This is a genomic window from Micromonospora sp. WMMA1947 (genome assembly GCF_027497355.1).
In the GTDB taxonomy this organism is placed as follows: Bacteria; Actinomycetota; Actinomycetes; order Mycobacteriales; family Micromonosporaceae; genus Micromonospora.
Map to the genome: position 1 here is coordinate 5,673,326 of NZ_CP114909.1, position 18,914 is coordinate 5,692,239.

12 protein-coding genes are annotated in these 18,914 nt (G+C 73.6%); 3 read left to right on the forward strand and 9 right to left on the reverse strand.

The annotated features are described in order from the left end of the window. Window positions 1-120: 120 nt before the first annotated feature. Entirely contained in the window at window positions 121-1,737 is a 1,617-nt protein-coding gene (locus O7604_RS26760; RefSeq protein ID WP_281578165.1) for a cellulose-binding domain-containing protein, read from the reverse strand. A 355-nt stretch (window positions 1,738-2,092) separates the two neighbouring features. On the opposite strand from O7604_RS26760, the gene O7604_RS26765 reads away from it, so the two are divergent. Then, on the forward strand, window positions 2,093-2,953 hold the full coding sequence (locus O7604_RS26765) for a hypothetical protein (protein ID WP_269706763.1): 861 nt from the start codon (window positions 2,093-2,095) through the stop codon (window positions 2,951-2,953). Window positions 2,954-3,005: 52 nt separating this feature from the next. Here the strand turns inward: O7604_RS26765 and O7604_RS26770 are convergent, their stop codons facing one another. After that, entirely contained in the window at window positions 3,006-3,476 is a 471-nt protein-coding gene (locus O7604_RS26770; protein WP_281578166.1) for a hemerythrin domain-containing protein, read from the reverse strand. Window positions 3,477-3,696: 220 nt separating this feature from the next. On the opposite strand from O7604_RS26770, the gene O7604_RS26775 reads away from it, so the two are divergent. After that, window positions 3,697-6,501, forward strand: coding sequence for a BTAD domain-containing putative transcriptional regulator (locus tag O7604_RS26775; RefSeq protein ID WP_281578167.1), 2,805 nt, complete (start codon window positions 3,697-3,699; stop codon window positions 6,499-6,501). 12 nt (window positions 6,502-6,513) lie between these two features. On the opposite strand, the gene O7604_RS26780 is transcribed toward O7604_RS26775, so the two are convergent. The 7 genes from O7604_RS26780 to O7604_RS26810 all read right to left on the reverse strand — a co-directional run bounded on the left by O7604_RS26780 (window position 6,514) and on the right by O7604_RS26810 (window position 17,393). Next, window positions 6,514-8,691 (reverse strand): peptidase domain-containing ABC transporter, encoded by a 2,178-nt coding sequence (locus tag O7604_RS26780; RefSeq protein ID WP_269706766.1) that lies wholly within the window; start codon window positions 8,689-8,691, stop codon window positions 6,514-6,516. After that, on the reverse strand, window positions 8,688-9,182 hold the full coding sequence (locus O7604_RS26785) for a hypothetical protein (RefSeq protein ID WP_269706767.1): 495 nt from the start codon (window positions 9,180-9,182) through the stop codon (window positions 8,688-8,690). Before O7604_RS26785 ends, O7604_RS26780 begins: the two co-directional genes overlap by 4 nt. Next, window positions 9,175-12,504: a type 2 lanthipeptide synthetase LanM family protein gene (locus tag O7604_RS26790; protein ID WP_281578168.1), complete on the reverse strand. Its 3,330-nt coding sequence runs from the start codon at window positions 12,502-12,504 to the stop codon at window positions 9,175-9,177. Before O7604_RS26790 ends, O7604_RS26785 begins: the two co-directional genes overlap by 8 nt. Window positions 12,505-12,595: 91 nt before the next feature. Beyond that, window positions 12,596-12,874 (reverse strand): mersacidin/lichenicidin family type 2 lantibiotic, encoded by a 279-nt coding sequence (locus O7604_RS26795; protein WP_269706769.1) that lies wholly within the window; start codon window positions 12,872-12,874, stop codon window positions 12,596-12,598. A gap of 88 nt (window positions 12,875-12,962) precedes the next feature. After that, complete coding sequence (locus O7604_RS26800; protein WP_269706770.1) at window positions 12,963-13,214, reverse strand: mersacidin/lichenicidin family type 2 lantibiotic; 252 nt, start codon at window positions 13,212-13,214, stop codon at window positions 12,963-12,965. 71 nt (window positions 13,215-13,285) lie between these two features. Next, window positions 13,286-16,546, reverse strand: a complete 3,261-nt coding sequence (locus O7604_RS26805; protein ID WP_281578169.1) for a type 2 lanthipeptide synthetase LanM family protein — start codon at window positions 16,544-16,546, stop codon at window positions 13,286-13,288. Window positions 16,547-16,556: 10 nt separating this feature from the next. Next, window positions 16,557-17,393 (reverse strand): AfsR/SARP family transcriptional regulator, encoded by an 837-nt coding sequence (locus O7604_RS26810; RefSeq protein WP_281578170.1) that lies wholly within the window; start codon window positions 17,391-17,393, stop codon window positions 16,557-16,559. 325 nt (window positions 17,394-17,718) lie between these two features. On the opposite strand from O7604_RS26810, the gene O7604_RS26815 reads away from it, so the two are divergent. Further along, window positions 17,719-18,885, forward strand: coding sequence for a serine hydrolase domain-containing protein (locus O7604_RS26815; RefSeq protein ID WP_281578171.1), 1,167 nt, complete (start codon window positions 17,719-17,721; stop codon window positions 18,883-18,885). The last annotated feature ends 29 nt before the right edge of the window (window positions 18,886-18,914 follow it).

Below are 18,914 nucleotides of genomic sequence, written 5' to 3' on the forward strand. Positions count from 1 at the left end.
ACCCCACCCCCGCCCCCACCCCCGCCCTCACCCCCGCCCGGGTCGATCATGAGGTTGACGGCGGCGTCGATCTCCGATCCGGCCGCCAACCTCATGATCGATCGAGCGGGGGGCGGGCCGTCAGAGGGAGACCGGCCGGCCGCCGAGGGTCACCGTCAGGCGGCCGTCGCCGGCAAAGGACCAGGCCAGGGCACCGGGGTACGTGGCGCAGCGGGAGCCGTTCGAGCCGGACCAGAACTGGTTCGAGCCGTCCACGTTGCCGACGGTCTTGTCGTTCGAGCCACCGCCGGCGAAACGGCAGGAGGTGTTGCTCCGGAACACCGAGGTGCCGGCGTCGAACGAGAAGTTGCGTTCGGTGTTGTCGATGCTCAGGTTGTTCGAAATGGTCATCGTGCCCGGGTTGCGGTTGAACGTGAATCCGTGCTTGCCATTGCGGTACGCGATGGTGCGCCGGACGGTGTGGTTGACAGCGATGTCCTCGCCGCCGAGCTTGAAGCCGTTGCGGTCGCCGTTGCCGTTCTGCGTACCGTTGCTCAGCGTGCCGTTGCTGAAGGCCAGCGAGTCCTCGATGGTCACCGTGCCGATCGCGCCGGTGTCGGACTTGGTGTAGAGGTCCCATCCGTCGTCGATGTTGTGGTGCGACACCGCGTACCGGAAGACGTTCCCGCCGCCGACGGTGAGCTTGGCCGCGAAGCCGTCGGCGTCCTCGCCGTCGGAGTCGGCGTTGTCGTGCGACTCCACACTGACCATCAGGTTGTTGGCGGGCCACTGGTCGCGGGGCGTGCTGGAGGCGATCCGGGACAGCTGCAGCCCGGTGTCGCGGTTGAACCGGGTCACCGTCCGCTCGATGATGTTGTTGCTGCCGCCGACGAAGATGCCGTTGTCACCGGCCCGCTCCACCACGAGCCCGCGCACGTGCCAGTACGACGCGTTGAGCGCCAGTCCCCGGTTGGCCGGGTCCTCGCTCATCGCCGAGAAGTTGAGGATCGGCGTCTCGCCGGGGTAGGCGTACAGGTTCTTGCGGGCGCTCGACGTGCCGTTGTTGCCGGCGGCGACGGTGACCGTCTGGGACAGGTTGTACGTGCCGCCGCGCAGGTAGATCGTGCCGCCGGCGCCGACGCGGGTGATCGCCGCGGCGATCGTGGTGGGGCTGGCCTGGGTGCCGGCCGCGCCGGCGGTGCCGTTCGGCGCGGCGTAGATCGCGCCGCCGGCCGGCGGCGGCGTGCTGGGGGGTGGCGTGCTCGGGGGCGGGCTGCTCGGCGGCGGGCTGCTCGGCGGCGGGGCGCTGGTCGGCGTGCCGGTGGTCGGGGTGACGCCGCCGGTGCAGGTGACGCCGTTGACGGCGAACGTGGACGGCACCGGGTTGCTGCTGTTGTTCCAGGTGCCGTTGAAGCCGAACGACGTGCTCGCGTTGGTGCCCAGGCTGCCGTTGTAGCTGACGTTCGCGGCCCGGACGGACGCGCCGCCGGCGGTGATCTCGGCGCCCCAGGCCTGCGCGACTGTCTGCCCGGCGGCGAAGGTCCAGGTGACGGCCCAGCCGTCGAGCGGGTCGCCGAGGTTGGTCAGGTTGACGTTGGCGGTGAAGCCGCCGCCCCACTGCGCGGTGACGGCGTAGTCGACGCGGCAGCCGGCGGCCGCCTGCGCGGCGGTCGCGCCGACGGCCAGGCCGGACGCGGCGAGCGCGGCCGTCGCCGCGGCCGAGGTCCACAACACCGTACGGCGGTGTCGGTTGATCATAGTGCACTCCTCCGGGGTGGTGGTGCAGTGCCCGCGCCGCAACGGCACCGATGCCCGGTCGGTGTCAGGGCGGGCCTTGTCGCCCGGACGTCCGTGTCGCCACGGACGAACGCTCACGCCTCCCGCTCAGTAAGCGCTTTCAGCGCAGCCTAACGACGGGCGTCGATACGGTCAAACCTCGGCCGACGCTGAACGATCTCGCCGCACCGTCCGTATCCACTGCCGACGGGAACATCGGCCGGAACCGCGATGCCGGAGCGGGCACGAGCACGATTCCTCCAGTCGTCACTTCGCACCGCGGAGGCGGCGCGGCGGTCGCCGCACCCGCCCTCCCGGTCAACCAGAGGAGAGGTGCATGGCCAGGGGTACGCGCAAGACCGCGGTCCTGAAGCTCGGCGGGGTGGGCGCCCTCGCGGCGCTGCTGTTCGCCGGCGGACTGCAACTGGCGTCGGCGGGCGAGAACAACCGCCCGGCTACCACTGCCGCCGCGCAGACCGTGAACTGCCCGACCGTACGCGACAAGCTGCCCGCCGTCCCCGCGGCGGCGTCGGCCCAGGTGGAACGGGAACTGGCCAACCTGGACCAGGAGATCGTCCGGCAGAACGAGCGGCTGGCCCGGCAGGCGGTACGCCCCGAGGGCGGACCGGCGTTCATCGACAACGCCATCCTCGGCCCGCTGCGCAGCAAGCGCGTCGCCGTGCTCGACCGCATCGAGATCGCCTTCAACCGAATCGGCGCGCAGCGGCCGGACCTGGACGCGCTGGCGACCTGCACGCTCAACGCCCCGGGCGTGCCGAGCGCCGTCAACGGTGGCGCCGGCCAGGCCGGCAACGGCAACGGCAACGGGCAGGCCGGTAACGGCAACGGCAACGCCGGGGGTCAGAACGGCAACGCGGGCGGCCAGAACGGCAACGCCGGCGGTGCGGCGCGGACCGTCAACTGCCCCCGGGTCGCGCTGCCCGCCGTTCCGGCGTCGGCCGCCGGTCAGGTGCAGGCCGAACTGGCCACGCTGGACAAGCAGATCACCGAGGCCAACGCCCGCCTCGCCCAGCTCGCGGTACGCCCCGAGGGCGGACCGGCGTTCATCGACAACGCCGTCCTCGGCCCGTTGCGCAGCAAGCGCGTCGCGGCGCTCGACCGCATCGAGATCGCGTTCAACCGGGTCGGCGCGCAGCGGCCGAACCTGGACGGGTTCGCCACCTGCGGCCTGAACTGATCCGGCCCGGTCGCGGCCCGGCGGTGCGCATCCCGCCGGGCCGCGACCGTGCTCACAACGGCCCGAACACGTCGCCCGGGTCGGCGTCCAGGGTGAGCGTCTCCAGCACGGTGAGCAGGCTGCGCTCCTCGTACCGGAAGTGCGACTCCATGACCGCCGCCACCCCCTCCAGGTGCCGGGCGAGTTCCCCGGGCGGGGCGTCGCGGGCCACCGCCGCGCTCAGCCCGGTCAGCAGGTACCCGATCATCGAGTGGTCCTGCCGCAATCGGTCCAGCGTGTCGCGCAACCCGGGATGCCGCGTCGCGATCGCCGGGAAGAGGCTGTGGTCCTCGCCCTCGTGATGCGCGGTCAGCGCCGCACAGAACCCGTGGCAGAACAACAGCAGGTCACGCGTCGCGGGACGGGCCGGCTCACCGTCGGCCAGCGCCTGCCGGGTCGCCTCCAGCGCCTCGCGCAGCCGCTCGTGCACGGCCCGCATCTCCCGGCTCCAGGCCACCAGCCTGGTCTGTTCGCCCTCAGCCATGAGGCGAGGGCGAAGGGACGACGAGTGTCACCGTCGTGCTCCCTTCGATCCGGCGCCTCCATGCCTGACACGGTCTGCCACCGGCACGCGACGCTTGCCCGAGCATAGCCAGGACGGCGCCCGTCGGGTGTCCCGCGCGCGCGGACGGCCCGGTGCGAGGAATGGGACGACGCGAGCGCCGGCGCTCCGGGTGGCCGCGCGGTCGTACGCTGAAGCAACCATGCATGTCCATTTCGCGTTGCTCGGCCCGCTGACGGTGACGCGCGACGGCGTGGCGGTCGGCCTCGGCTCGGCGAAGCAGCAACTGGTTCTCACGGCGTTGCTGCTGCGGCGGGGGGAGGCGGTCTCCGCCGACGAGCTGGCGACGTTGGTGTGGGGCGACCGGCCACCCACCTCGGCCGCGGCGAACCTGCGCACCTACCTGCGTGGCCTCCGGCAGGCGCTCGGCGCGTCCGGCGCCGAGCGGATCCGCACCACCCCCGGCGGCTACCTGCTACGGGTCGAGCCGGGCGAGTCGGACCTGGACCGGTTCGACGTGGCGGCGGCCCGGGGCCGGGCCGCCCTGGCGGCGGGCGACCCGGCGACGGCGGACACGGAACTGGCCGACGCGCTGGGGCTGTGGCGTGGGCCGGTGCTGGCCGGACTCCCGCTGCCCGGGCCGCTCGCCGGCCGTGTCGCCCGGATCGAGGAGCGGCGGCTGCTGGCCGAGGAGGACCACGCGGCGGCACGGCTGGCGCTCGGCGAAGCGGCCCGGGTGATCCCCGGACTGCGCGCGCTGCTCGACCGTCACCCGCTGCGCCAGCGCGCGTGGGCGCAGCTCATGACCGCTCTCTACCAACTCGGCGACGTCTCCGGCGCGCTGGCGGCGTTCCGCCGGGCCCGCCGGGTGCTGGCGGAGGAGACCGGTATGGACCCGAGCCCGGAACTCACCCGCCTGCACGACGACATCCTGCACCACCGCCTCGCCCGGGGCCCGGCCGCCGCGCCACCGGCGGGTGCCGGGCCGGAGGCCACGACGCACCACCGGCCGCGTCAGCTTCCGCTCGCCGCCGCCGGTTTCGTCGGACGCGACGCCGAACTCGCGGTGCTCGACGCGACGCTCGGCGAACGGCCGGACGGACGCGACTCGGTGCGCATCGTCACGGTCAGCGGAATGGCCGGGGTGGGCAAGACCACGCTGGCGCTGCACTGGGCGCACCGGGCCGCCGGCCGGTTCCCGGACGGCCAGTTGTACGTCAACCTGCGCGGCTACGACGAAGGCGACACGGTGCCCGCGGCCGACGCCCTGCTCACCTTCCTGGAGGCGCTCGGCGTGCCGGCCGGCCGGATCCCGGGCGGCGTCGACGGCCGGGCGGGCCTGTTCCGCAGCCTGCTGGCCCCGCGCCGGATGCTCGTGCTGCTCGACAACGCCCGCGACGCCGCGCAGGTACGCCCGCTGCTGCCGGGCGCGGGCCGCTGCGCGGTCCTGGTGACAAGTCGCGACCAGCTCAGCGGGCTGGCGGTGGTGGAGGGCGCCCGGCCGTTGACGTTGGGCGTGCTGACCGCCGAGGAGTCGACGCTGCTGCTGCGCGGCCGGATCGGCGCGGACCGGGTCGCCGCCGAGCCGGAGGCCACCACCGAGATGATCGAGTCGACCGGCCGCCTGCCGCTGGCGCTCTCGATCGTGGCGGCGCGTGTGGCGGCCCGGCCGACCTTTCCGCTGGACGCGGTGGCGGCGCAGCTTCGGCCGCCCGGGACACGGCTGGGACTGCTGGCCGAGGGCGACGTCTGGCGGGCCTTCTCCTGGTCGTACCGGGCGCTGAGCACCGACGCGGCCTGCCTGCTGCGCCTGCTGGGGTTGCATCCCGGCCCGGACCTGACCCTCGACGCCGCCGCCGCGCTGCTCGGCGCCCCGGCGTCGGCTGTCACTCCGCTGCTGCTGGAGCTGAGCCGCCTGCACCTGCTGACCGAGCACCGGCCCGAGCGGTACGTGCTGCACGACCTGCTGCGGTCGTACGCGGTGGAGCTGGCACGGGAGCGCGACCGCCCCCAGGAGCGGGACGCGGCCGTCCGGCGGCTGCTCGACCACTACCTGCGCACCGCGCTCGCCGCCGCCGTGCTGCTCCAGCCGACCTGGACACCGCTCGAACCGGTGCCGCTCGGGCCGGCGGACGTACCCGTGCCGTTGCCGGACCGGATCGCGGCGCAGCGCTGGTTCCAGGCCGAGCGCCCGGTGCTGTTGCGGGTGCTGCGCCAGGCCGGCGAACCCGGCCTCGAGCGGTACGCCGGCCGGCTCGCCTGGGCGCTCGCCGCCTACCTGGCGCCCCGCGGGCTGTTCCAGGACCAGCTGACCGTCCAGCGGGTGGCGCTGGACGCGGCGAAGCGGATCGGCGATCGGCAGGCCGAGGCGGTGGCACGCCGGATGCTGGCTCGCGCGCTGATGCGGCTCGGCGACCGGGACGCGGCCGAGCACCATCTGCGGCGCGCCCTGGGCATGTACGAGCAACTCGGCGATCTGGCCGGCCTCGCCCTGATCCTGCGGCACTACACCGAGCTGTGCACCCAGAGCGACCGGTTGGACGAGGCGCTCGCGTACAGCGTCGAGGCGCTGCGCGTGTCCCGGCTGACCGGCAACGAGTACGCGGTGGCGCGGGCGCTTAACAGCAAGGGCTACCTGCACGCGCTCACCGGGGACTACCGGCAGGCGGTCGACGACTGCACCGAGGCGCTCGACCGGCAGCGGCGGATGGACGACCGGGTGGGGCAGGCGGCGACTCTGGACAGCCTCGGGTTCGCCTACCACCGGCTCGGTGACCCGAAGCGGGCCGCGGAGTGCTACGAGCAGTCGGTCGCGCACTTCGGGGAGTCGGTCAACCGGTTCCACGAGGCGCTGACCCTGATCCGACTGGGCGAGGCGCGCGAGGCGACGGCGGACACCGCCGGCGCCGCCGAGGCGTGGCGGCGGGCGGTGCGGATCTACGACGACCTGGGTGATCCGGCCGCCGACGAGCTCCGGCGACGGCTGGCCCGGCTGCCACCGGGCTGACCCGGCCACGGGTCAGCCCGGCCGGGCGTTCTGCAGCTGGTCCCGGATCAGGGCCTCGTAGGGACCGCCACGGGCGACCAGTTCCTCGTGCGTGCCCTGCTCCACCAGGCGTCCGTCCTCCATCACGCCGATCAGGTCGGCGTTGACCACGGTGCTGAGCCGGTGCGCGATCACGATCCGGGTGCACGACAACGCGGTGAGCACCTCGTCCACCCGGCGTTCGGTGACCACGTCCAGGTGACTGGTCGCCTCGTCCAGGAGCAGCAGCGGCGGGTTGTGCACGAGGGCGCGGGCCAGCGCCAGGCGTTGCCGCTGGCCGCCGGAGAGCCCGCCGCCGCCCTCGGTCAGCCGTGTCTCGTACGCCATCGGCATCGCCATGATCTCGTCGTGGATCTGCGCGCGCTGCGCGGCGAGCACGACCTCCTCGTAGGTGGCGGACGGGTGGCCGAGGGAGATGTTCTCGCGGACCGATCCGGCGAACAGCGCGGGATCCTGCGTCACCATGCCGCACGAGCGGCGCAGCTCGCGGAAGTCGAGGTCCTGAAGCAGCCGCCCGTCGAAACGCACCTCCCCCTCGGTCGGCACGTACAGCCCGATCACCGTCTTGGCCAGCGTCGTCTTGCCCGATCCGGTCCGGCCGACCAGCGCCACCTTGGCGCCGGCCGGCACGGTGAGGTGGATGCCGCGTACCGCCCAGTCGGCGTTGCTGCTGTACCGCATGCCCACGCCGGTGAGCGTCACCTGGCCGGTGATACGCCGCCCCGGCCGGCTCGCCGAGGTGTCCTGTTCGGCGTTCTCATCCATGACGTCGCGGATCCGCTCCAGGTGCGTGCCGACGGTCTGGAGCTGCCGGGCGGTGTTGACCAGACCCATCAGCGGGGTGAGCACGGCGGCGGCGAGCGCGTTGAGCGCCAGCATCGTGCCCAGCGACATCCGGCCGGCGACGACCTGGTGGGCGCCGACCCACAGCAGCAGCATCGGCGAGCCCATCCGGAAGGCGGACAGGAGCGCCTCGACGCCGGTCTCCAGCCGGCGGCGGTGCAGGGAGGCGAACTGCCGGCTCTGGAACAGCCCGGACCAACGTCCGAGGACCTGCTGCTCGGCGCCCATCGCCTTCACGGTTTCCGCGCCCGCCAGCACCTCGACCGCGTAGTTCTGCTCCTCGGCCTGAGCCGCGATGTCGCGGTGGGTGCGCTCCCGCATCGGCCGGTAGGTCGCCACGATCGCGGCGAGCTGAAGCAGGCCCAGCCCGAGCACCAGTCCGGCGTAGAGCGGGGTGAGCGCCAGCAGCAGGCCGATGTAGACGACCACGAACAGCCCGTCGAGGACCAGCGACATGGTCTGGCTGGTGACCATGTCGCGGATGACGGTGTTGCTGGACATCCGCATGAGCAGGTCGCCGCTGCTGCGGAGCTGGAAGTAGGAGTACGGGAGGGCGAGCAGGTGGTCGAAGAAGCGCCGCATCATGGTGTCGTCCATGCGGGCGTGCAGCACGTTGAGCGCGAGCCCCCGGGTGTAGCTGCCGACGCCCTGGGTGGCCAGCAGCAGGACCATGCCGGCGCCGAGGACGGTCAGAGCGTCGACCTGGCCCTGCCCGATCACCACGTCGACGGCGAACTTGGTGACCAGGGCGGGCAGCAGCACCGCCACCTGGAGCAGCAACGAGACGAGCAGCACGAGGCCGAGCAGCGGGCGGGAGAAGGTCAGCATGCCGCGGGCGAAGCGCAGCGAGGCGAGCCGACCCGGGCCGGGCCGGCGTTCGAACCGCTCCTGCGGCGTCAGCTCGATGGCGATGCCGGTGAAGCCCTCGCCGAACTCCTCCCGGCTCATCCGCCGCCGGCCCATCGCCGGGTCGACGACGACGGCGCCGCGCCGGTCCCACCGCTCCAGGACCAGATAGTGGCGGAACTTCCAGTGCACGATCGCGGGCAGTTCCAGCTGGTCCAGCGCGTCGAGGTCCACGCTGACCCCGCGTGCCCGCATGCCGTTCTCGCGGGCGAACTGGGCCATCTGCAACGCGGTCGCGCCGTCGCGGCCGATGCCGAGGCGCTCGCGGCACTCCGCGACCGACGTCCAGCGGCGATGCGCGGTCAGGACCATCGCCAGGCACGCGGCGCCGCACTCCGTCGCGCTCATCTGGAGCATCACCGGCACCCGGCGGCGCGGGCGGCGGGAGGTGGTCGCGCTCATCGCAGCGCGTCCGTCGCCTCGGGCAGCAACTGCAGCACTGTGGGTTCGGCGACCACGAGACTGAGCCGGCCGAAGGCCGTACCGGCCGGGGCACCGGACAGCAGCACCACGGTGGCCGGGCGGGCGACCGTCGGGGGCAGGCGCCACCGGCCCGCGGCGGCGGCGTCCTCGACGACCTCCGAGCGGACCACTCGCACCGTGGTCCGCCCGGTGTCCTGGTTGAGCGTCGCCTCGTCGCCGGGCGCCGGGGCGAGGCGACCGCCGAACACCGCGACGAGGTACGACCCGTCGGCGCCCACGACGGCGCCGTCGACCGCCTTCGGCACCCGGGTGACCGAGGCGAAGACCAGGCAGGCCAGGAGCAGCGCGGCGAGCGCTGCCAGCGGGCGGCGCGAGGAGCGGATCGGCAACCGGACCGGGACGTCGGGCGGACCGCCCTGGTAGGTGGCCAGCGCCTGCGGGCGGTACGGCCAGATCGGCTGGTCAGCCACGGCGGCCACGCTCCCCCGCCGGCCGCGGCGGTTCGACCAGCAGGATCGACGGGACCCGGTCGGGCGCCGCCAGGCGCAGCAGGTTGTAGCCGATACCGGCGATGCCGCTCATCAGACCGGGTGTCTCCGCGCCCAGCGGCACCCCGCACAGCCACCCGTCCCGGTCGATGTAGTCGAGGATGCTCGCCGCCACCAGTTCGGCCTGCCGGGCCGCGGCCCGGTCGCCGAGGACCCGTGCGCCCGCGAGCACGGCCTCCACGTTGCCGAGGTCGCCGTGACAGATGCTGTGGTTGCCGGTGCCGGTGATCACCTCGCCGGTCAGCCCGAAGCGCAGCATGCCGTCGACGGCGTCGCGCAGGTCACGGTCGACGAGATCGCTGTCGTCGACGTATTCGGCGAGGTCGGCGCGGGCGAGCGCGATGCCGGGGCCGCCGTGGCACCAGGCGATCATCGAGTAGCCGTCCGGGGTGGTGTCACGCAGGTCGAGCCAGCAGCGGTGCTCCGGGTCGAAGGCGGAGCGCTCGTACCGGATCGCACCCTCCACCAGCGGCAGGTGGTCTCGGTTGCCCAGGACGCGGTCCAGCCGGGCCAGCGCGACGGCGATGCCGGAACCGCCGTGCGAGAAGCCGGCCAGCGGCCGGCTGGGGTTCACCGCGCCGGCCCAGCCGATCCCGTCACCGACCGGCTCGGCCCGGTCCCGCAGGATGCGCGCGAACGTGCCGGCCGCGTCGAGCAGGCGTGGCGACGGGCGCGCCGCGTGCAGCGCGAGCAACGCGAGGATCGCCCCGGCCGCACCGCTGATCACGTCGTACGCCTCGTCCTCGGGCGCGAGGTGCAGGAGCACGGGCACGATCCGCTCGGCCGCGTCGAGCAGGTCGTCGCGGCGCCACAGCGCGCCGAGGTGGCTCAGGGCGTACAGCGGGCCGCCGAGTTCGTTGAACGCGCCGACGGTGAAGTTCTGCAGGCTCGTCACCGGAGTCTCGTCGAGCAGGTCGACCTGACGGGTGAGCATCGCCGCCGCGACCTCCGCGGCCTCACGGAACCGCGGCTCGCCGCTGATCTCCCCGAGGTAGCCGAGGAACAGGGCGATCCCGGACAGTCCGTTGTACAGGTCGATCCCGACCGGGCCGAGCTGCCAGATCCGGTCGGCCACCAGGGTGTGCCCGAGCCAGGCGATGGAGTCCTCGCCGGTGTCCGCGGTGAGCAGCAGCCGGTCCCCGGCGGCGCGGGCGGCGGCGACGAACCGGTCCGCGGGTGCCGGCGTGGTGGCGGCGGTGACCTGGTACTGCGACCACTGGCCCTGGCTCTCCACGCCCATCGTCAACGCGGCGAGGGAGCTGCGCAGGATCCAGGTCTGCTGGGCGAGGTGGGCGTCGGAGAGCGCGGCGATCCGCCGTCGGGAACGGTCCAGGCCGCTGCTGGCGAGTACCCCGGTGATCACCGATCCGTCGCCGGCGACGAAGTCCCGCGACGCCGGGGCGGTGCTGAAGAAGGGGATGTCGCCGCGGCTGAGCTGCGCCTGCTCGGACGCGGCGATCCTCGCCTCGGCCCCCGGCCACTCCTCCTGCAGCCAGAGGAAGCTCAGGAAACGCTCCCGGTCGAGCGCGTCGCGCAGCAGGTCCGGGTGCCGGCTCTCCTGCAGCACCTTGGCGTAGGTGCGGGTGGCACGCAGGATCACGCGTACCTCGTCGTCGGCGAAGGCCGCCACCGGCCCGTCCGCGGCCAGCAGGTCGTCGCGGTGGCGGTGCAGCAGCCGGTACGTGCGCTCGAACCCGGCGATGATGTCGTCGCTGAAGTCGAGCGTGTGGTGGGCCGCGCCGTCGAGGCTGGGCAGGTTCTGCCCGCCGCTCATCTCGATCCGCCGGCGCACCAGGCGCATCCGGTCGGTGCCGGACTCCTCCCAGGTCGCCACCGGCGTGGGGGTGAGCTGCCCGGCCGTGCCGGCGAGCCCGCTGAAGTCGACCCCGCCGACGCCGTCGTCGTCCTGGTAGATGATCGGCCGGGGCAGGAGCCCGACCTCGAGCACGGATTCGCGCATGGTCCGGAAGGACTCCGCCGATACGCCGATCTGCCTGTCGCTCTGCTCGCTCTCCGGGTGGAACAGGGCTTCCAGGTCGACGAGCATCGGATGCTCGCCGGCGGCGATGACGTTCTCCAGGTGGAAGTCGACGGCCGCGAGGCTGTGCAGCAGCGCCAGGTAGCTGCCCTGCCGGGTGTAGAAGCGGCGCAGCGCCTCCCGGTCGGCGCACGGGCCGGCGGCGACGAACTCCGACCAGCCGTACCCGCCGCGGTCGAGGACCCACATGGTCCGCAGCGGCGGCTGCGCGCCACGGGCGTTGAGCCACTCCAGCAACTGCTGGAAGTGCAGCTCCACCTGGAGGCCACGGGGCTTGTACACGACGCGGGCGCCGTTGGCGAAGCGGACGAATCCCACCGAGCGGCCACCGCGGTGCGAGTCGCCGGCGCCGAAGGACACCCCGGTGACGGCGCCGAGGTCCGCCGGGTCGCCGAGCCGGTGTGCCAGCGCGGGCGCGTCCGCGACGAGGCGCCGGGCGAACTCGACCCGGGCGTCGACCCAGTTGTCGACGAGGACTGTGGCGTCCCGGGCCAGGACCGGGTACTCCATCAGGACGTCCAGTGTGTACTTCGGATCGTGCAGGCGGCGGGTGAAGTCCTGGAACCGTTCCTCCGGCGTCGCCCCGGCGAGCTGGCCCTCCAGCCGCAGCACGTTGAGTTCGAGGACCAGCACCCGGCCGACGAGCAGGTTGATCGCGCCGGTGGGCGGGTCGCAGAGCTGCTCGGCGAGCCGGTCGGCGTCGACGTGCGGGCTCGGTGCGGCGGCGCACGCCTCGTGCACGGCCTGCCGTACCCGGCGCAGCCCGTCGTCGATCAGCGGGCGGACCAGTTCCACGAAGGCCCCGTGCGGGTGCGGGTCGTGGTGGTGGTCGTGGTCGTGGTCGTGGTGATCGTGCGCGGGAGCGCCACCGCCCGGCCGGCGGTCACGCCACGCGCGCTCGATCGCGCGCACGTGGTCCGGTACGTCGGTGAACCGGCTGCGGACCGTCTCCGGGGTCTCGCCGAGGACCCGGACCAGGGCCGGCTCGTCGAGGCCCAGCTCCCGGAGCCAGCTGTCGAACAGCTCGCCGCCTCCGTCGAAGACCGGCTCGTCCTTCCACCGCCGCAGTCGCTGCCGGCCCCGCTCCTCGTCCACGGTCCCGGCCGGCGTCCCGGCGCCGAGCCGCTCGGACAGGGAGTGGGCCAGATACCAGCCGGGGTGGGAAAGGTCCACCGGGCCGTCGGCGGGCGGGCGCGCGTACGTCATGGTTGCTCTCTCTCGCGGCGTCAGGTCTCGCGGGTCCGACGGCGCCCGGACACGTCCCGAATGCCCGGGCGCCGTCGGTGTGGGGAGCGGATCAGGCGGTGCACAGCCCGCAGGTCGACTGCGTCTGGCAGGTACCGCACGTGGTGCCGCCGCAGGTGGCGCCGCAGGAGCCACAGGGCGTCTCCCGGGCGGTGAAGCCGCCGCAGCAGCCGAGCGTCAGCAGGTACTCGGTGCGGGCGCCGGCGATGTGCGCGAGCACGTCGTCGCCGAGCTCGGCCACGCCGCAGGGGTGCTCGGGCAGCGCCGCGAGCTGGTCGGCGGAGAGGCTCGCCCGGTACTCGGGGTCCTTCCAGGCTCGTACGATGTCCATCGAAGTTCTCCTCGGGGGTTCGGGGTGTGCCGGCGGCGGAACGTGTCGTGGAGGGAGGAGACGCGTCCGTCCGGGTCGGTGCCTCGGGTCAGCCGCAGCAGCCGACGGTGAACACCGCGCAGGTGCCGTTGCAGACGGTGCCGTTGATGCTGAAACATCCGGCGACACCGGTGACCGCGGTGATGGTGGGGGTCGGGGTCCACGTGCCACCGGGTGCGGTGTCGAGCTCGTGGTCGCTCAGCTCGACGAAACCGGCCGGGTTCGCCGGCAGCGCCGCCCGCTCCTCGTCGCTGAGCGACGCCCGGTAGACCGGGTCCTTCCATGCCCTGATGTAGTCCATGTGGGTCTCCGATCGAGGTCGTCGTGCAGGGTGTACGGGTTGGCCTCCACAGGCGGAACCGTAGGGCTGTGCTATGGCAGATCGATGGCACCGCGATGGTCGTGCGGCGGCTCCAGCGACAGCACCGACGGCACCCCGGCCGGGTCCGCCAGGCGCAGGAACGCGTAGCCGATGCCGGTCAGCCCGCACATCAGCCCGGGGGTCTCGACGCCGCGCGGTACGCCGCACCGCCAGGCGCCCGCCTCGACGTCGGCCACGGCCGCGGCGGTGAGGGTGGCCGCGTGCCGGGCCAGGGCGTCGTCGCCGACGGCCGCCGCCACGACCCACGCGGCCTCGGCGTTGCCCAGGTCGCCGTGGCAGATCGAGTGGTTGTGCAGCAGGTTGTGCGGGTCGCGCAACGCGGCCGAGGCGAGCCGCAGGTCGTCGCGTACGAGGTCGTCGTCGGTGGCGTGACCGAGCAGTTCGGCACGAGCCGTCGCGACCCCGGCCGCGCCGTGGCACCAGGCGACCATGCCCCGGCCGGGCGGCGCGTCCGGACGCAGGTCCCGCCAGTTGCCGGTGGTCTCGTCGTAGAGCGTCCGTTCGTACCGCAGTGCCGCGTCCACCGTCGCGCGGTGCTCGTCGGTGCCCCGGTGCCGGTCCCAGCGCGCCAGCGCGGTGGCGATGCCCGAGGCGCCGTGGGAGAAACCGGCCAGCGGACGGTCGACGTAGAGCGCCCCGTGCCAGCCGACGCCGCCCGCCACCGGTCGCGCGCCGGCGGTCAGGTGCGCGGCCATCGCGCCGGCACCGGCGAGCAGGTCGGGGTCGCCGGTCATCCGGTGCAGGGAGAGCAGGGCGAGCAGTCCACCGGCCGTGCCGCTGATGATGTCGTACTCGCGGCTGTCGGCGGTGTGGGCGGCCATCGCGGCGGCGAGGCCGGTGGCGGTGTCGAGCAGGTCGGCGCGGTCCAGCACGGCGGCGAGGTGGCTCAGGGCGTACACCGCGCCGCCCAGGTGGTCGAAGCCGCCGACGCCCAGCGTGGCGTCGGCCGGTTCGGCGAGCCAGGCCCGCCCCTCGCGGAGCATCATCGTGGCGGCGAGGTCGGCGGCCCGCCGGTAGGCCGGGTCGCCGGTGACCCGGGCCAGCCGGCCGAGGAACAGGGCGATGCCGCTGATGCCGTTGTACAAGTCCATGGCGCTCGGGCCGAGCATCCACACCTTGTCCGCGACCAGCCCCAGACCGAGCCAGCAGATCCGGTCGCCGTCGGTGAGCGCGGTGGCCAGCAGCCGGTTCCCGACCAGGCGTGCGGCGTCGACGAGCCGCTCGGGCGGGACCGGGCCCGCGGCGGCGGGGCGGCGCGGCGGGGCGGGTGGGCGCCAGGTCGACGGGTCACCCATGATCAGCGCGGTGACGGAGGCCTCGATGATCCAGCTCTGCTGGGCCAGGTGGTCCTCCGACATGTCCGCGAGGCGGTCCCGCACGGCGTCGAGCCCGGTGCGCCGCAGCGCCGCCGGCAGCACGGTGCCGTCACCGCCGACGAGATCGGTCGACGACGGCGTGGTCACGAAGATCGGGACGTCACCGGCACGCATCTGCGCCAGCTCCGCGGCGATCAGCCGCTCCCGCTGCTCGCGCCCGTCGTGGCCGGCCCAGAGGTTCTCGAACCAGCGGTCCCGGTCCAGCGCGTCACGCAGCAGGTCGGGGTGCCGGGCCTCGGCGAGCATCCGGACGTACGACTCGGTGGCCCGTGGCACGACGCGCACCTCGTCGCGGGCGAACGCCGCCAGCGGCCCGTCCGCGGCCAGCAGGTCGTCGCGGTGCTCGAGCAGGATCCGGTAGAGCCGGCGGTAGCCGTCCACGATCTCCGGGGCGAACTCGGTCACGTCGGCCTCGTCGTCGGCGAGCGTGGGCAGGTTCGCCGAGCCGGGCAACGTCACCCGCTGCCGGTCCAGGTGCATCTCGTCGGTGCCGAGGCCGTTCCAGACCATCACCGGCCGGGCGGTGAGCTGGCCGCCCGCGCCGGCCATCCCGCTCATGTCGAACCGGTTGACCTGGCTGCCCTCGGTCCACAGCACCGGGGCGGGCAGCAGTCCGACGGTGACCGCCGACCGGCTCATCAGGTCGATGCCCACCGCCTGGAGGTAGCCCGCCCGGTCGTCCGGTTCGGCCGGCCGTTCCCACTGCCAGTTGTGCAGCATCGCCTCCAGGTCGATGAGCATCGGGTGCTCGCCGGAGGCGATCACGTTCTCCAGGTGGAAGTCGGTCGCGCCGAGCGTCTGGAGCAGAGCCAGCAGCGCGCCCTGCCGCCGGTGGAACCGACGCAGCGCGTCCCGGTCGGCGCACGGGCCGCTCTCGACGAACTCGGTCCAGCCGTACGTCCCGCGGTCGAGGACCCAGAACGTCCGCAGCGGTGGCTGCGCGCCTCTGTCGTCGAGCCAGGACAGCAGGCGCTGGAAGTGCTGGTCGACCCGGAGGTTGCGGGGCTTGTACATCACTCGGGCGCCGGAGGTGAACCGTACGACGGCCACGGAGCGCCCACCGCGATGGCTGTCGCCCGCGCCGAAGCTGACCTGCGCCAGGTCGCCGAGGGCGTCCGGGCCGCCGTGGCACGCGGCGAGCGCGGCGTGGTCGGCGACGAGGCGCTCGGCGAACTCCGTCCGGGCATCGGCCCAGTCGTCGACGACCCGCACCAGGTCACGGGCCAGCACCGGGTACTCCCGCAGCAGGCGCAGGGCGTGCGCCGGTTGCCGCAGCCGGTGCAGGAAGTGGTGGAAGCGCTCGTGCGGCGTGGCGCCGGCCAGGTCACCGCGGATCCGGAGCACGTTGAGCTCCAGTGCCATGACCCGGGCCAGCATCCCGTTGAGCGTGTCGAACGGGCCGTGTCCCAGGTGCGTGGTCAACGCCTCGGCGCTCAGTCGGGGGTGGTCCGCCACCAGCGCGTCCACCCGGCTCCGGAGCTGCTCCCGCGCGTCCTCGACCAGTGGGGCCACGACCACCGCGAACCCGGTCGGGTCGTCGGGTCCGGCGCCGGTGGGCGGTCTGCGCCGCCACGCGTCGACCAGTCGCCGCGCGTACTCGGGTTCCCGGTCGAACCGGTCGCGGACGGTCTTCGGCGCCTCGCCGAGCATCCGGATCAGGCCGGCCTCGTCCAGACCGTGCTCGGCCAGGTGACTCGCGGCCCGGTCGGGCCGCCGGGCGTGCACGGGCTCGTCCCGCCACATCTTCAGCCGGATCCGGCCGACCTCGGTGTCGACCGGGCCCCGGGGACGCCGGCCGGTCAGGCGCTCCGGCAGGGAGTACGCCAGGAACCAGGCGGCGTCGCCCGGCTGCACCGGGTCGGAGTCGTCGTGCATCTGCTCCGCCTCACTGCGCGGTGTGGTCGCGCGGTCCGTGGTGGTCGCCGCCCGGGCGTGGACGGCTCGTGCCGGGAGACGCGCAGACGCCGAGGTCGCCCCGCAACATCGACGTGTACGCCTCGCTCAGCGCGGGGGTCGGTTCGACGCCCAGTTCGGCGTCGAGCCGGCTGCGGAAGGAGCCGAAGACCTCGATCGCCTCGTCCTGCCGGCCGGTGCGGTACAGGGCGGTCATCAGCAGGATCGCCGGCCGTTCCCGCAGCGGATGCTCGGTACGCAGGGCCAGCAGGGCGGGGATCGCCTCGTGGAAGTTGCCCAGCCGCAGTTGCAGGTCCATCCGGTGTTCCAGGCACACGATGCGGCGCTCGCGCAGGTGGTGCCGGCGGCTCTCGACGTACGGGCCGGGCAGCCCCGCCAGCGGCTCACCGGCCCAGATCTTCTCCGCCGCGGCCAGGTGCGCGGCGGCACCGGCGAGGTCACCGCCGTTCTCCGCCGCGGTGGCCCGTTCCACCGCCTCGTCGAAGTCGGTGACGTCGATCCGGGCGGAGCCGAGACGCAGCCGGTAGCCGATGCGCAGGGTGTCGATGGTGGGCCCGTCGTGGCCGGCGGACGCGGCCTGGAGCGTGCGCCGCAGCCGGTAGATGTAGGGCGGGATCAGCTTCCTGCCGGTCGGCGGGGCGTCTCCGCCCCAGACGCCCTCGAGGATCGACGCCGGGGTGACCACCCGGCCGGCGTTGAACAGCAGCAGCGCGAAAACCGCCTGCTGGCGTATCGGCCCGAGGTCGAGCCATTCACTGCCGACCTCGGCGTGCAGCGGACCCAGGGCGAAGAACCGCACCCGGGTCACGGCGTCGCACCGCCCGCGCCGCGACTCGTCATCGCTTCCCCTCCCCCACCGACGGCCGGTGAGCGCACCCGGACGGCAACGAAGATCATCGCTCCGGGGATGCTACGGGGAGGCGCGCACAATGCGCGCACAATGCGTGTATGGACGGCGCCGGGAATCGACATTCGGTGTCATGGCATTGACGTTTATCTATGCTAAGGCCATTTTCCGACCGGCTCGGGTAGTGCCAGCGCTACCCGCGATCCGGCAGCAGGCGGGATGGAGCACGGGGCCGGTTCTGGCGAGGCTTGAGGCCGTACCCGTTCACCTCCGTCGAGGAGTTCCCATGAACCGCCGTACCTTCCCGGTCGCCGTCGGCGCCACGGCCCTGCTCACCGTCACCGCGCTGGGTGTGCCCGCCGCGTCCGCCGCGACCACCGACGCCCGGCGTCCCGCCGCCGACGCCGTCCAGAAGCGACTGGACGGCCTGGTCGCCGAGCACGGCTTCCCCGGGGCGCTGGCCTCCGTACGCCGCGACGGCCGGGTGCGCGACTACACCGCGGGCCTGGGTGACCTGCGCACCGGCGCCGCGATCCCCCGCGACGCCCGGGTGCGCGTCGGCAGCAACACCAAGACGTTCACCGCCGTGGTCGTCCTCCAGCTCGTCGGCGAGGGTCGCGTCGACCTCGACGCCACCGTCGAGCGCTACCTGCCCGGGATGGTGCGCGCCAACGGCAACGACGGGCGGCGGATCACCGTACGCCAGCTGCTGCAGCAGACCAGCGGCCTGCCCGACTACGACGAGGTCGTGTTCAGCGAGGCGCAGGATCTGGTGGACCGCCGCAGCGACTACTTCGATCCGCGCCGGCTGCTGGACGAGGCGCTCACCCAGGACCGGCGCTTCCCGCCGGGGCAGAAGTGGGAGTACAGCAACACCAACTTCGTGCTGGCCGGGCTGATCATCGAGCGGGTCACCAAGCGCCCCGTCGGTGAGGAGATCACCCGGCGGATCATCGAGCCGCTGCGGCTACGTGACACGTACTGGCCGCAGACCGGCGAGCAGGACCTGCCCGGCCGGCTGCCGCGCGGATACGTCGCGGTGGAGCCCGGCGCGCCGTGGATCGACGTGACCCGGATGGACCCGTCGCTGGGCTGGGCCGCCGGTCAGCTCGTATCGACCCCGTCGGACCTGCGGACGTTCTTCGAGGCGCTGCTGGCGGGCAAGCTGCTGAAGCCGGCCCAGCAGGCGGCGCTGACGCGCACGGTGCCGGCGCCCGACTTCGAGCCCACCGGCGTGTGGGAGTACGGCCTGGGCATCGCCCGGCACGAGCTGCCCTGCGGCGGTCACGCCTGGGGACACGGCGGCGACATCCAGGGCTTCCAGACCCGCAACCTGTCCACCACCGACGGGCGCAGCGCGGTGGTCGCGGTGACCGGGCTGCCGACGAGCATGGAGATGCTGGAGGCGGTCACCAGCACCGTCGACGCGGCCCTGTGCGGCACCCGCCGCTGATCCGCCTCGACATCGCACGCGCGCCGCCT